Source organism: Pseudomonas sp. B40(2017) (assembly GCF_002112855.1).
GTDB classification, from domain to species: Bacteria; Pseudomonadota; Gammaproteobacteria; order Pseudomonadales; family Pseudomonadaceae; genus Aquipseudomonas; species Aquipseudomonas pharyngis.
The window spans coordinates 1-13,737 of sequence record NZ_NEIT01000006.1 but is presented as its reverse complement, the minus strand read 5'-3'; the positions used below and the strand labels follow the sequence as shown (position 1 = coordinate 13,737).

At 60.8% G+C, this 13,737-nt stretch carries 9 protein-coding genes and 1 rRNA gene; 8 read left to right on the top strand and 2 right to left on the bottom strand.

Annotation, left to right across the window (positions count from 1 at the left end):
- The first annotated feature begins 111 nt into the window (after positions 1–111).
- The 4 genes from CAF76_RS17215 to CAF76_RS17200 are packed head-to-tail and all read left to right on the top strand — an operon-like array spanning position 112 to position 5,705.
- Entirely contained in the window at positions 112–885 is a 774-nt protein-coding gene (locus CAF76_RS17215; RefSeq protein ID WP_039773044.1) for a DUF3050 domain-containing protein, read from the top strand.
- Complete coding sequence (locus CAF76_RS17210; RefSeq protein ID WP_085647891.1) at positions 882–1,811, top strand: diiron oxygenase; 930 nt, start codon at positions 882–884, stop codon at positions 1,809–1,811. The genes CAF76_RS17215 and CAF76_RS17210 overlap by 4 nt, the downstream gene beginning before the upstream one ends.
- 13 nt (positions 1,812–1,824) lie before the next feature.
- Positions 1,825–5,214, top strand: coding sequence for a non-ribosomal peptide synthetase (locus tag CAF76_RS17205; protein ID WP_085647890.1), 3,390 nt, complete (start codon positions 1,825–1,827; stop codon positions 5,212–5,214).
- A 23-nt stretch (positions 5,215–5,237) separates the two neighbouring features.
- A complete protein-coding gene (locus tag CAF76_RS17200; protein WP_085647889.1) occupies positions 5,238–5,705 on the top strand; it encodes an SRPBCC family protein in 468 nt (155 codons plus the stop codon).
- Between the two features lie 147 nt (positions 5,706–5,852).
- Here the strand turns inward: CAF76_RS17200 and CAF76_RS17195 are convergent, their stop codons facing one another.
- On the bottom strand, positions 5,853–7,733 hold the full coding sequence (locus CAF76_RS17195) for a methyl-accepting chemotaxis protein (protein WP_064592567.1): 1,881 nt from the start codon (positions 7,731–7,733) through the stop codon (positions 5,853–5,855).
- A gap of 311 nt (positions 7,734–8,044) precedes the next feature.
- On the opposite strand from CAF76_RS17195, the gene CAF76_RS17190 reads away from it, so the two are divergent.
- From CAF76_RS17190 to CAF76_RS17175, 4 genes are all read left to right on the top strand, one after another.
- Positions 8,045–8,545 carry a sigma-70 family RNA polymerase sigma factor gene (locus tag CAF76_RS17190; RefSeq protein WP_085647888.1) on the top strand — a complete coding sequence of 167 codons (501 nt, stop codon included), beginning with the start codon at positions 8,045–8,047 and terminating at the stop codon, positions 8,543–8,545.
- Entirely contained in the window at positions 8,545–9,546 is a 1,002-nt protein-coding gene (locus CAF76_RS17185; protein ID WP_085647887.1) for a FecR domain-containing protein, read from the top strand. The genes CAF76_RS17190 and CAF76_RS17185 overlap by 1 nt, the downstream gene beginning before the upstream one ends.
- Before the next feature lie 87 nt (positions 9,547–9,633).
- Positions 9,634–12,135 (top strand): TonB-dependent siderophore receptor, encoded by a 2,502-nt coding sequence (locus tag CAF76_RS17180; protein WP_085647886.1) that lies wholly within the window; start codon positions 9,634–9,636, stop codon positions 12,133–12,135.
- Between the two features lie 75 nt (positions 12,136–12,210).
- On the top strand, positions 12,211–13,389 hold the full coding sequence (locus tag CAF76_RS17175; protein ID WP_085647885.1) for a PepSY domain-containing protein: 1,179 nt from the start codon (positions 12,211–12,213) through the stop codon (positions 13,387–13,389).
- Positions 13,390–13,462: 73 nt separating this feature from the next.
- On the opposite strand, the gene rrf is transcribed toward CAF76_RS17175, so the two are convergent.
- Positions 13,463–13,578: ribosomal RNA gene (gene rrf / locus CAF76_RS17170) — 5S ribosomal RNA — on the bottom strand.
- Positions 13,579–13,737: the final 159 nt, after the last annotated feature.

The following is a 13,737-nucleotide window of genomic DNA, read 5'->3' as shown; positions in this document are numbered from 1 at the left end:
CTGTTTTCATCGAAACCGAATGAGGCTGTCGTTCGCCTGGAGAAACTTGCTCAACGTTGTTAGCGATTAATTGAGCAATCCTTATTCCCTATTAACCAGAGTCTCGCAACCATGCCAACTAAAGAGCAACTTACACTGAAGAAAGCCGAACTCAGCATTCATCCGATCTTCTCCGAGATCGATTCTTTGGCGACATTGCGCCGGTTTATGGAGTCCCATGTATTTGCTGTCTGGGACTTCATGTCGCTGACCAAACGCCTGCAGCAGGAACTGACTTGCACTCGCCTGCCGTGGTTACCGCCACGGGACCCGCACGCAGCAAGACTGATCAACGAAATCGTGCTCGGGGAAGAATCGGACGATCGGCTGTCACACGGGCATTACAGTCACTTCGAACTGTACCTCGATGCCATGCGCGAAGTCGGTGCGGACACGACAGCCGTGGAACGCTTCGTCACGCTGCAGCAGGAGGGCGTGAGTTACGACGTCGCCCTGCAAAGCGTCGAGGTCGATCCGGCGGCGGCGCGATTCGTCCGCGACACTTTGCACACCGCGCTGCATGCACCCGGTCACAGCGTTGCTGCCGCATTCCTGCACGGTCGCGAGAGCGTGATCCCGACCATGTTCCAGCGCATGCTCGATGCCTGGGGCATTGGCGTCGAGCAGGCGCCGACCTTCCGTTACTACCTCGAGCGACACATCGAGGTCGACTCCGAAGACCACGGCCCGGCCGCAGAACAACTGCTGGACCGACTGGTGGACGGCGATCCGCAGCGCGAAGCCGAGGTCTACGCCAGCGCCATCGCCGCCGTGGAAAGCCGCATCGCCCTGTGGGACGGTTTGCGCCTGAGCATGCGCGAACCGCTGGCGGAGGTGGCCCAATGAACGCCGCCGACTACCAGTCTTTCGCCGACGCCTGGGAAAGCCGCGCAACCATTCGCACCCGGCCACGCCGCGTGCTGGAGGACGACGCGCGGCTGATCTATCCGCTCAGCCGCCAGCCGCTGGTGCTCAGCGAAACCTTCCTGCGCGAATGCCCGGAACAGCGTGATTTTGCCCTGGTGCAGACGCTGTACAAATTCATCAACGACGTGGTGATTTTCGAAACCGAGATCGTCGACAAAACCGCCCGCAGCATCGCCAAGAACCGCTTCGCCGTGGCCTTCCCGTTCGCCTGTCGCTACGACGCCATGACCGTGGTCGTGGACGAGGATTACCACGCGCTGGTGGCGATGGATTTCATGCAACAGACGGTGGCCATGACCGGCATCCAGCCCATCGAGCTGCCGAATGAAATCGAACTGAGCCGGGCGATTCCGGCTGCCGTCGAACTGGCCCCGCAACACCTGCGCAGCGCCGTGGAGCTGATCTGCGTGGCCATCGCCGAAAACACCGTGACCGGCGACGTTGCGGCGTTCGCCCGGGACGATACGGTCAAGCCGTCGATCAAGGGCCTGATGGCCGACCACTTGCTCGACGAGGGCCGGCACTCGAGTTTCTGGGCGCGGATGGTGCGCATCTACTGGCACACCGCGAGCGACGCTGACCGCGACTGCATCGCGCAGATCCTGCCGGTGTTCATCGGCCATTACCTGACCAACGACATCCAGAAGTCCTTCGACCTGCGTCTGATCGATGCCCTGCCGGTCAACGATGCCACCCGCCGCGCACTGAAAAACGAGATGGCCGGGCTGGCCTTCCCGATCAATCGCCACCACCCGCTGGTGGGCAACATCGTGCGGTTTTTCCACAACAGTTCACTGCTCGACACACCGTGCGTGCAGCACGCCCTGCGCGACTACCTGGTTTGACAAGGAGGCTGACATGAGACGTCTCGACATTTTGCTGAGGGGCCGCAGCCAGGCCTTGACCGACCTGGCGCAGGAGCTCGAACAACACGGTCATTCATTGCTGACGCAAGCGGCTCCGTCGGTGGATCTGGTGATCGATGACGGCAGTCTTGCGCCGCAGGATCACGGCGTGACACCGCACCTGACTTTACGTCTGGGTATCGGTGCAACGGGCGTCGGCGGTTTGCCGGTGCTTGATCTGCTGTGCCTCTGCAACACGACACTGCTGAGCCGCGTGCCCATCGCCGACGAACCGTCCGGCAATGGTCAGGCCCTGCGCCAGCGAACACTGGCGCAGGTGGTGGACGAAGTGGCGCTGCTGGTCAGCCGCTTTTCCCGCGATGCCGAGTATTTCCAGCACGCGACAGCGGCCCGTGCGCCGGACTTCGAACAGGTGGAAAACCTGCTGTTTCTCGACGGCCTGGCCTACGTCCATCGCCTGAATGTCACGGCCAATCCGGCCTTGCTGCAACAGGCGCAGATCCCGGTGATCGAGCGGCTGCAACAGAGTCTGATCGAGCACGCGGAGCGCCCGGCGCTGCACCTCGCCGAGCAGTCGATCAGCTATCGCCAGTTGCACGATCACGGCCGGGCGATCCAGCAACGGTTGCTGACAATACTGGAGACACAGCAGCAACCCTGGGTGGTGGGGATTTGCCTGCCGAAATGCGATGCGCTGTTTGCTTCGATCCTGGCGATTCTCGGCAGCGGTGCGGTGTACCTGCCGCTGGAGCCGAGCCATCCACTTCAGCGCCAGCAATACATTCTGGAAAACGCCGGGGCGGTGCTGTTGCTGCACGACGGCGAACACCCGCTGAGCGGTTCGATGCCGGGGCTGGATGTCTGCCGCATCGACCGCACTGACGTCGATCTGACGCAACCGTTGATGCTTCGCCGGCCCGAGCTCGATGCGCCGTGCATGGCGCTCTATACCTCGGGCACCACCGGGCATCCGAAGGGTGTGCTGCTGAGTCAGGCAAATCTCGCCCACTTCACCACGTGGTACGCCGATTACGTGCAATTGCACACCGAGAGTCGGGTGCTGCAGTTCTCGTCGCTGAGTTTTGACTCGTCGCTGATCGATATCTTCCCGACCCTGCTCGAAGGCGCGGAACTGGTGGTGCCCGACGACAACCAGCGCCGCGATCCGCTGCAACTGGTGGCGCTGATCCGACGCCGACAACTGACCCATGCGTTCCTGCCGCCGGCGCTGTTGAGCATCCTGCCGCTGGAGCAACTGCAAAGTGTCGGGCGGATCATGACTGGCGGCGACGTCTGCGAGCCGTTCGTGATCGAACAACTGACGCGCCAGGGCAAACTGTACAACCTCTACGGCCCCACCGAAGCCACGGTGCTGATCACCGCGCGGCAACTGCAACCGGGCGACAGCAATCGCACCCTCGGCGGGCCGATTGCCAACAGTCGGGTGCTGATCCTCGATGACGACCTGCAACCGGTGCCGGAGCAAACGGTGGGCGAACTGTTCATCGTCGGCCCCGGCGTGTGCCTGGGTTACTTGAACAATCCACAGCAGACCGCCGAGCGCTATCTGGACCTGGAGTTGCCGGATGGTCAGCGTCTGCGCGCCTACCGCAGCGGCGACATGGCCAAGTGGGGCGAGGACGGCATCGAGCTGTGCGGACGTCGCGACAATCAGGTGAAGATCCGCGGCTTCCGTGTCGAGCCGGAGGAGATCGAACGGTGCCTGCGCGAGAGTCAGCTGTATCGGCAGATCGCCGTGGTGATCGACAGCCAGCGGCGGATTCTCGCGTTCCTCGCCCAGCCGCAATCAGATGCCGCCCGCGATGCGCTGAAGGCACACGCCCAGCAGTTTTTGCCCGACTACATGCAACCGGTGGCGTGGACGGAACTGCCGAACATGCCGTTCGCCGCCAACGGCAAAGTCGACCGAAAAGCCTTGCTGGAATTGCCGGTCAGCGTGCAGGACAGCGGCCCGAAATGCCTGCCGGCCAACGCCGACGAAGCGCTGCTGCTGGAGATCTGGGGCGAGTTGCTGGAGCTGCCGACCAGCGATATTTCCACCGACGAAAGCTTCTTCAATCTCGGCGGTCACTCGATTCTGCTGTCACGCATGCTCCTGCGTCTGCGGGAGGAATTCGGTCGCAGCATCTCGATCAACCGCTTCATCGAACTGCCGACCATCACCAAGCTCGCCACGCTGGTGCGCGGCACCGACAACAGCGCGGTGCTCAGCGCCCAGGCGATGGCCGACGCCGAGCGAGCGCTGGAAATCGAGCCGTTGCCGATCAGCCGCATGGGCGATGTGCACAAGGTGATCGTCACCGGCGCCAACAGTTTTGTCGGTGTGCACATCGTCGAGGCGCTGCTGGGATGGGGCGCCAGCGAGGTGGCGTGTCTGGTGCGCGACGGCGGCGGGCAAACCGCGGCGCAGCGCTTTGCCCAAGCGCTGCGAGAGAACCGGCTTGAGCATCTGGACCTGAGCCGGGTGCGGGTCTATTCGGCGGACATCAGCCGGCCGCAACTGGGCTTGGCCAATGAGGATTTCGAGCGACTGGATCGTGAGTTCGGCGCGCTGGTGCACAACGCGGCCAACGTCAATCACGTGCTCGACTACGAGTCGCTGGCGGCGGACAACGTCGAGCCGATTTTCGAACTGCTGCGGCTGTGTGAAGGACGCAGCAAGAAGGTGTTCAACTTCGTCTCGACGCTGTCGGCCTCCAGCACCGTCGACGACGCGGGCCGGGTGCTGGAATTGCCCGCCGCACCGACGCCGCCGATCTACATCCGCAACGGCTACAACCTGTCGAAATGGGTCGGTGAGCGCATCCTCGAACGGGCCCGGGAGCGTGGGGTGCGGGTCAATCTGTATCGGCCCGGCAACATCAGTTTCAACAGCCTCAGCGGCGTCTGCCAGCCGCACAAGAACCGTTTGATGCTGATGCTCAAGGGCTCGATCCAGCTCGGTCAGGTGCCGGCCTTCGCACTGAATTTCGACCTGATGCCGGTGGACTTTCTCGCCCGTTTCATCGCCTTCCACGCCAGCCGTTATTCGCCCGAACGGGCGGTGTTCAACCTGCACAACCCGGAGCCCCTGAGCTGGGATGCCTACGTCGCGTCGTTCCGCGAAACCGGCAGCGAGTTTTCGCTGGTCAGCGTCGCCGACTGGCAACAGCAACTGGGCCGCGTCGATGCGGATAACGCGCTGTTCGGCGTGCTCGGTTTCTACCTCAACGGCTTCGAGGAAGACATCGGCGACATCTCCCTGATCGGCCACGCCAACGCCCAGGCCGGCGTGCAGCAGATGGGCGCGCACTACCCGGAAAAATCCCCGGCGCTGCTGCGTCGCGGCTGCGACTACCTGAAAGAAATCAACTTCATCTGACTCATCAACCAAGGAGCAACACCATGAACAATCTGCAACCCGACACCCTGATCAAAAACCCTCACGGCTGCCACGTCGTGTCTTCGGTGGAAGTGCCGGTGGACGCCAATGAGGTGTGGTCGGTAGTGGGCAAATTCGACGGCTTCGACCGTTTCATTCCGGCGCTGTCGCACATTGAAATGACCGGCGAAGGCGTGTCTTCGCTGCGCAAGAAGTTCTTCAAGGATGGCAACGTGGTGGTCGAGCAACTCAATTCCCGGGACGACCAGGCGCTGAGCATGACCTGGACCACGATCTACAACACGCTGGGCGTGGCCAATCTGTGGGCGGCGATGAATGTGGAATCGCTGGGCGCGGGCAAGTCGCGGGCGACCTGGACGATCATTGCCGAACCGGCCAGCGGTGGGCCCGAGGCACTGCCGGGGTTCAAGGACTTCGTGCAGGGCTTTGCCGATGATGCGATGGGCAATGTGCTGAAGCTGTTTGTGTAAGGTTTCAGTTCTGCGGTGATTGAGCCACCGCTATCGCTGGCAAGCCAGCTCCCACAGGTTCCCGGTCGGTCACAAATGTTGTGTGCGCCTGAAATCCTGTGGGAGCGGGCTTGCCCGCGATGAACGATAACGCGGTCTGACTTGATGTCAGATCTTGAAGCTGTCGACCAGTTGTTTCAAACGGTTGGCCTGCTGCGACAACGCATCGCAATCCTTCAACGTTTCATTGAGGTTGGCCACGCTCTGCTGGTTCAGCAGGTTGATCTGGTTGACGTCGACGTTGAGGGTTTCCACCACGGCAGTCTGTTCCTCGGTAGCGGCAGCCACCGACTGGTTCATGCCGTCGATTTCGCCGATGCGCTGGGTCACGCTGACCAGTCGCAGACCGGCCTGGTTAGCCACTTCAACGGTCTCCTCGCTGGACGCCTGACTGGCGTTCATGGTGGTCACCGCTTCGCGGGAGCCGACCTGCAGCGAAGTGATCATCTTGTGGATCTCTTCCGCCGATTCCTGGGTGCGGTGAGCGAGGTTGCGCACTTCGTCCGCCACCACCGCAAAACCGCGTCCGGCTTCACCGGCCCGGGCCGCTTCGATAGCCGCGTTGAGCGCCAGCAGGTTGGTCTGCTGGGAGATGCCTTTGATCACGTCGAGAATGTGGCCGATGTTGTCGGTGCTCGCATTCAGGGTTTCGATCTGGGTGCACGACAGGCTGATCTTCTGCGACAGCTCGGTCATCGCCTGAATCGTCTGCTCGACCACCTGACGACCGTCATCGGCCTGCTCGCTCGCGCCGCTGGCGTGTTGCGAAGCATCGGCGGCGTTACGGGCGATTTCCTGGGTGGCGGCACCCAGCTGATTGATCGCCGCAGCCACGCTGTTGGTGCGCGCGCTTTGCTCGTCGGAGCCGATGATCGAGGCGTTGGACGATGCCATCACCCGTTGCGACAGGTCGTGTACGTGGCGAGTCGCGGAAGACACTTCGGAAATCGAGGCGTGAATCCGCTCGACGAACTGGTTGAACGAACTGCCCAGTTCGCCGAACTCGTCCTTGCTTTCCACCACCAGGCGGCGTGTCAGGTCGCCTTCACCCTGGGCGATGTCCTGCATAGCGCGGCCCATGGTGATCAGCGGACGCATCAGCACGGTGATCAGCAGGCTCAGGAACACCGCAATCGCACCCACTGCGACGAACATCGCGATCAGTGCCGAAGTACGGAACTGGCTGAGTGCGGCGTAGGCCTTGTCGCGGTCGATCGACAGACCGATGTACCACTCGGCATTCGGCAGACCGGCGACCGGAGTGAACGACAGGATGCGTTCCTGGCCGTTGAGCACCACGTTCTGGTTGCCCTTCTCGATACGCACACCGGCGTTCGGGTAGATGTCCTTGAGGTTCTTCATCACCTGGTCTTTGTCCGGGCTGACGATCACCTGACCGTCACCGCTGACCAGGAACGCGTGGCCCAGGCCGCCGAAGTCCACCGAGTTGATGATCTTCACCAGGGTTTCCAGACTCAGGTCACCGCCGACTACGCCGAGCAGCTCGCCGTTCTTTTTCACCGGCATGGCGATGGTCACCACCAGACCGCCAACGGCGGCCATGTACGGCGGGGTCAACATGGTCTGGTCAGCGGCCACGGCCTGCTTGTACCAGGGACGCTGACGCGGGTCGTAACCGTCCGGCATCTTCGCGTCAGGGCGCTGGGTGAACACGCCGTTGGCCTGACCGACGTAGGTGAACTGGAAGTTCGAGGTGAAGGCCGGTTGATCGACCAGGCCCGGGAAGTCGGCGTTTTTGCCTTGATGGGCAACGTTCTGCGCGAGGTTTTCCAGTACCAGAATCCGCCCGCTCATCCAGTTCTGCACACTGCTGGCGGTCAGGTCACCGGCCTGCTGGACGGAAGACTGGAGGTTCTGGCGAATGGTGTTTCGCTGCAGATAGTCGTTGTACAACGTGAACAGCGCGAACGCCAGGACCACGACGCCCGAGGCGGCCAGCAGGATTTTATGGCTGAACTTGAGATTCATTTCATGGGACTTCTTATGCGAAAAGTGGGGATGCGTTCCGGATGCAACATTCCATGTACAGCGCAGGCAGCGTTCTGAGGGCTGCTCTACTTTGGTGCACGCATGTCTCACCAGTCTGTCGGCACGCTTCGGAGAAAACTTAGGGCTTTGCAGGAAATGGGCGGCATTTCTGCCAGATTCCCGCCGGACGGCGTATTAGAGCGGTCGCCTCTGCTTTTTTGATGAGCGTTTTGCAGCGCCGGTTGCAAATTCTGTAACCCTTGATGACAATGCGACTAATTATCATTTGTGACGTTCGGGCTGTCGCGTTCATGTCCTCACCTGAGTTGGCTGTACAGGCGCTTTACACGAGTCATCACGGCTGGCTCAACGGCTGGTTGCGCGCTCGGCTGGGCAATGCTGCCGATGCGGCGGATCTGGCCCAGGACACCTTCGTTCGCCTGTTGCAGCGCACCGAGCGCCTGGAACTCAAGGCACCCCGCGCGTTTCTGCGCACGGTTGCCCGGGGATTGGTGATCGACCATTGGCGCCGTGAGGAAATTGAACGCGCCTATCTGGAAACCATCGCCCATTTGCCTGAAGCCGAAACTCCGAGCGCCGAATCCCGCGCATTGGTGATCGAACTGCTCGAGGGCATCGCCCGCATGCTTGAAGGCTTGAAGCCAAAAGTGCGTCAGGCATTTCTGCTGGCTCAGTGCGAAGGTTTGACCCACAAACAGATTGCCGAGCAGATGGGGCTGTCCCTGCGCTCGGTAGAACGCTACGTCGCCGACGCCCTGTTCCACTGCTACATGTTGCGGTATGAAAGCTGATGCCGGTGGATAACCTCTCGCTTGGCCGACGCGCCGAGCCACCGCAACAAGTCGTACGACAGGCCATTCACTGGCTCCTGCGTCTGCGCAATAACCATGGCAACCCGCGCCTGAATCGCCAGTGCGAACAATGGCGCGCTGAACACCATGATCACGAACTGGCCTGGCAGCGGGTGCAGTCTCTGCAAGCCGAACTGACCCACAATCTGCGCGCCGTGCCCGGTGCGCAGGTGGCGTTCAACACGCTGGAAAACAGTGCGCAGGGGTTGGGTCGACGTCAGGCCTTGAAGCTATTGTCCGGCGCGCTGCTGATGGGCTCGGCGGGATGGCTGGCCAGCGACACTTCCGTCTGGCAACAGTGGCGTGCCGACTATGCCACCGCCACGGGCGAACGCCTTGGCTTCCAGTTGCCGGACGGCACGCGGATCGAGCTCAACACCGCCAGCAGCGTGGATCTCGATTACACCGCACAGCAACGGCTGATCAAACTGACCCGTGGCGAAATCGTCGTCACCTGCGGCGGTGCCGATGAAGGTGCGCCGTTTGATCGACCGCTGTGGGTGCAGAGCCGTCATGGCAGCTACGAGCCGTTCAAGGCGCGATTCATTCTGCGCCAGGAAGATGGATGCACGCGCCTGAGCGTTACCAGTGGCCGGGTCGCGATTCATTCCGCTGGCAACTCGACGGAGGCCATCGCCGGCCAGAGCTATCTGATCGATCACCATCAGATACGTCCCGCGCCGCCGTTGGACATGGACGCCGGCGCCTGGGTCGACGGGCTGATCGTGACGCGCAACATGCGGCTGGGCGACTTCCTCGGCGAAGTCGGCCGGTATCGTCAGGGATTTCTGAGCTGTGCGTCGGATATTGCGGATTTGCGTCTGTCCGGCGTGTTCCGTCTTGAGGACACCGACAAGCTGCTGGCGATCCTGCCGCAGACCCTGCCGGTGCAATTGCGCTACCGCACCCGTTGGTGGGTGACGCTGGAGTCTGTGGCCTGAAAGTATTTTGGCGGGTTTTCGCGGCAAGTCCGGCTTAGTCAGTAAGCACTTCAACTCAGCCTTCGCGACTGCCTACGGAAACCTACAATGACTGCGCGCGTTACCTGTAAGAACCCTCTGAATTTCTCTGCCGAATCCGGCCTGTTGCGCCACGCCGTTCGGGCGGCGCTGTTTTCTACTGCACTGGGCGTTGGCGTGCTGCCGAGCCTGAGCATGGCGGCCAATGCCAGCAAGGTCAGCAGCCACCGCTACAACATCGCCCCCGGACCGCTGGGCGATGCGCTCAACCAGTTCGCGCGTGAGGCGGGCATCACGTTGTCGATGACGCCGCAGCAAACCCAGGGCCGGCAGTCACCGGGTGTGCAGGGCGAGTATTCGACCGATCAGGCCCTGAGCCACTTGCTCGGCGGCTCGGGCCTGGAGGCGATCAGCCAGGACGGCAGCAGCTATGTGTTGCGCTCGGTCGCAGAAACCGAAGCGCTGGCCCTGCCGACCACCGACATCAAAGGCTTCGCCCTCGGCAACGCACTGGGCAGCATGGACGGCTATAACGCGACGCACAGTCAGATCGCCACCAAGACCAGTACCGCGCTGCTGGAAACTTCGCAAAGCGTGTCCGTGGTCACCCGCGAGCAAATGGATGACCAGGGCTCGCAAACCGTGTCCCAGGCCATGCGTTACACCCCCGGTGTGCTGACCAACCCCTACGGCGCCACGCACCGTTACGACTATGTGGCGATGCGCGGCTTCAACGACGGTTCGGTGGATAACATCTACCTCGACGGCCTCAAGTCGATGGGCGACAGCGGCACCTACAGCACCATGCAGGTCGATCCGTATTTCCTCGAGCGTGTCGATATCCTGAAGGGCCCGTCGTCGGTACTCTACGGCCGTAGCTCGCCGGGCGGTCTGGTGGCGCTGACCAGCAAGAAGCCGCTGTACGAGGCCTATCACCAGGTACAAGCCACGGTGGGTACTCAGGGCCAACGTGGTGTCGGTTTTGACTTCAGCGGACCGGTCGATGACGACAAGCGCATCGCCTATCGTCTGATCGGTTTGACGGATCAGTCCGACACGCAATTCGACCACAACAAGGAAAAGCGCTTCGCCCTCGCACCGACCGTCAGCATCGACTTCAGCGAAGACACCTCACTGACCCTGCAAGCGTATCTGCAGCATGACCCGGACGGCGGCTATCACGGTGGCGTGCCGGCCGACGGCACGATTCGTCAACGCAACGGTAATCGTATCTCGCCGCACTTCTTTGAAGGCGAGCCGGGCATCGATGGCTACTCCCGTGATCAGCAGTCGTTCGGTTACCAGTTCGAACACCGCTTCAACGACGTCTTCACCGCACGGCAGAATTTCCGCTACCTCGACTCCAAAGTGAACATGGATCAGGTGTACGCCTATGGCTGGACGTCGCCGACCAGCAACGAACTGAATCGCTACTACACCGGCGGTAACGAGCGCCTCCATGCGTTCATCGTCGACAACATGCTCCAGGCCGAATTCTTCACCGGCGCGACCAAGCACACAGTGCTGATGGGTGCGGATTACCAGCGGCGCAAAACCGTGGTCGACTGGACCAGCGGCGGTCTGGCGCCGATCAACGCGTTCAACCCGGTGTACGGCAATTCCGCTATTACACCGTACGGCGAGACCAGCTATCTGCGGCGCCTGGAGCAGACCGGCGTTTACCTGCAAGACCTGATCGAGATGGACAAGTGGCGCTTCTCGCTGGGCCTGCGTCAGGACTGGGTGGAAACCTCCGACGAAAACCGTATCGCCGAAGCGGGCCGCCCGGTCGGAACCGAGATCAACGACCGACGCACCAAGCTCACCGGCCGTGCCGGCGCACTGTATCTGTTCGATAACGGGCTTGCGCCGTACGTCAGCTATTCCGAGTCGTTCAATCCGAACTCCTACGCGGACAGTGCCGGCAATCCTCTCGCACCGACCGATGGAACGCAGTGGGAAGTGGGCCTGAAGTACCAGCCGCCGGGTACCGACAACCTGTTCACCGCCTCCTTGTTCCACATCGATCAAGAGAACCTGGCGACCAAGCTGCCGCAGGAAAACTTTTATCGCGCTGTAGGCGCTGTCCGCTCTCAGGGTCTGGAACTGGAAGCGCACATGCAGTTGACTGACAACCTGAAAGTCCTCGGCAGCTACACCTTCACCGACATTGAATACTCGAAGTCGATGACCAGCACCTTGAGCACACCGACCAATGTGATCGAGAACAAAGGCAATTCGCCAACCCAGGCACCGCGGCACATGGCATCGCTGTGGGCCGACTACAAGTTCGACAGCGCGGCACTCGATGGTCTGCGACTGGGCGGTGGTGTGCGTTATGTCGGCTATAGCTGGGCGGATGCAGAGAACACCACGAAGGTGCCGTCCTACACATTGTTTGACGCATCGATTGGCTACGACCTCGGCAAGGTCGGTCTGAAGGGTGTCGACGTACGCCTGAATGCGAACAATCTGACCAACGAATCCTACGTAGCCTCCTGCGCCAGTCTGGACTTCTGCTACATGGGCGAAGAGCGCAACGTCGCCGCCACGGTCAGTTACCAGTTCTAAACCTTTGTCTTGTGCATAAAAAAGCCAGCCCCTGATTTCAGGGGCTGGCTTTGTCGTATCTGTGGGGGAATTTTCATGCGTTCGTTTCTGGTTTTATTGCACCGGTATATCGGGTTGGCCACGGCGGTTTTTCTGCTGCTGGCAGGGGTTACCGGGAGCATTCTGGCGTTCCACCATGAGCTGGATGAGTGGTTGATTCCGGAGTTTTACGCAGCTTCAGCCGAGGGGGCGAGACTACCGCCAGGTGAGCTGGTGGATGCGGTGCAATCGTTACATCCGAAGTTGCAGGTCTGGTACATGGAGTACCCGAACGAGGCAGGCCACACGGCATTACTGGCGGCGGTTCCGCGAAATGATCCGGCGACGGGCGAACCGTATAAAGAACGCAATCAGGTGTTCTACCTCGACCCTGTCAATGGCGAGCAAAAAGGCAAGCGTTACTGGGGCGAGTGCTGTTTCCAGCGTGAGAACTTCGTTCCGTTCATTCTCGAGTTTCACTACAACCTGACACTCCCCGGTAACTGGGGTTTGCTGTTGATGGGGTTGGTGGCCATAGCCTGGGTGATCGACTGCTTCATCGCCCTCTGGCTGACATTGCCGCGGGGGAAACCGTTCTGGAAGAAGTGGTCGAGCGCCTGGAAGATCAAGGGCGGGCATGCCTATCGACTCAACTTCGATCTGCATCGGGCAGGGGGCTTGTGGCTGTGGTTGTTATTGCTGCCGATAGCCGTCAGCAGCGTGGCGATGAACCTGCCGAGCCAGGTTTTCAAACCGGTGGTGTCGTTGTTTTCTCCGATTGAACCGAGCGTGTATGAGGCCCGAGGGCGAATGCCGGCCGAAGAGCTGGGGATCACCCGATTGAGTTATCAACAGGCGTACGAAAGGGCACAGCAGGAGGGAAAAAGGTTGGGGCTGACAGCAGCGATCGGCGAGTTGTATTACAGCTTTGAGTACAACTTCTACGGTGCGGGGTTTGGACAGCATGACACCGAGGCCCACGGCAAATCCTGGTTGTTCTTCCACGGTACTGACGGACGATTATTAGGGCAGGAGATCGCAGGAGAAGGGACGTTGGGAGAGCGGTTTTATCGGTTGCAGTTGCCGATACATGGGGGGCGGATCATAGGTTTCACCGGGCAAGTGATGATCGCAGTATTGGGTGTTCTGATTGCGGGGTTGTCGGGGACTGGCGTCTACATCTGGTGGCGCAAATGGCAGGCTCGTCGGAGCAGCAAGGCACGCAGAGCGGTTTGAATACAGGTTTTTGGTGTCCCCTGAAACGACAAAACCCCTGTCTGCTTTAGCAGACAGGGGTTTCGGAATTCAATCTTGACGATGACCTACTCTCACATGGGGAAACCCCACACTACCATCGGCGATGCATCGTTTCACTTCTGAGTTCGGGATGGGATCAGGTGGTTCCAACGCTCTATGGTCGTCAAGAAATTCTGTGACCAGCCCGTTACCGCAGTAACGTTCCGGCAAAAATCGGTGACTTCTACTAAAACAAAACCCCAACTGCTTTCGCAATTGGGGTTTCGGAATTTAATCTTGACGATGACCTACTCTCACATGGGGAAACCCCACACTACCATCGGCGAT

Bases quoted from the DNA above. Each gene is read 5' to 3' on its own strand.
- CAF76_RS17215 (WP_039773044.1), top strand. From the start codon at position 112: ATGCCAACTAAAGAGCAACTTACACTGAAGAAAGCCGAACTCAGCATT.
- CAF76_RS17210 (WP_085647891.1), top strand. From the start codon at position 882: ATGAACGCCGCCGACTACCAGTCTTTCGCCGACGCCTGGGAAAGCCGC.
- CAF76_RS17205 (WP_085647890.1), top strand. From the start codon at position 1,825: ATGAGACGTCTCGACATTTTGCTGAGGGGCCGCAGCCAGGCCTTGACC.
- CAF76_RS17200 (WP_085647889.1), top strand. From the start codon at position 5,238: ATGAACAATCTGCAACCCGACACCCTGATCAAAAACCCTCACGGCTGC.
- CAF76_RS17195 (WP_064592567.1), bottom strand. From the start codon at position 7,733: ATGAATCTCAAGTTCAGCCATAAAATCCTGCTGGCCGCCTCGGGCGTC.
- CAF76_RS17190 (WP_085647888.1), top strand. From the start codon at position 8,045: ATGTCCTCACCTGAGTTGGCTGTACAGGCGCTTTACACGAGTCATCAC.
- CAF76_RS17185 (WP_085647887.1), top strand. From the start codon at position 8,545: ATGCCGGTGGATAACCTCTCGCTTGGCCGACGCGCCGAGCCACCGCAA.
- CAF76_RS17180 (WP_085647886.1), top strand. From the start codon at position 9,634: ATGACTGCGCGCGTTACCTGTAAGAACCCTCTGAATTTCTCTGCCGAA.
- CAF76_RS17175 (WP_085647885.1), top strand. From the start codon at position 12,211: ATGCGTTCGTTTCTGGTTTTATTGCACCGGTATATCGGGTTGGCCACG.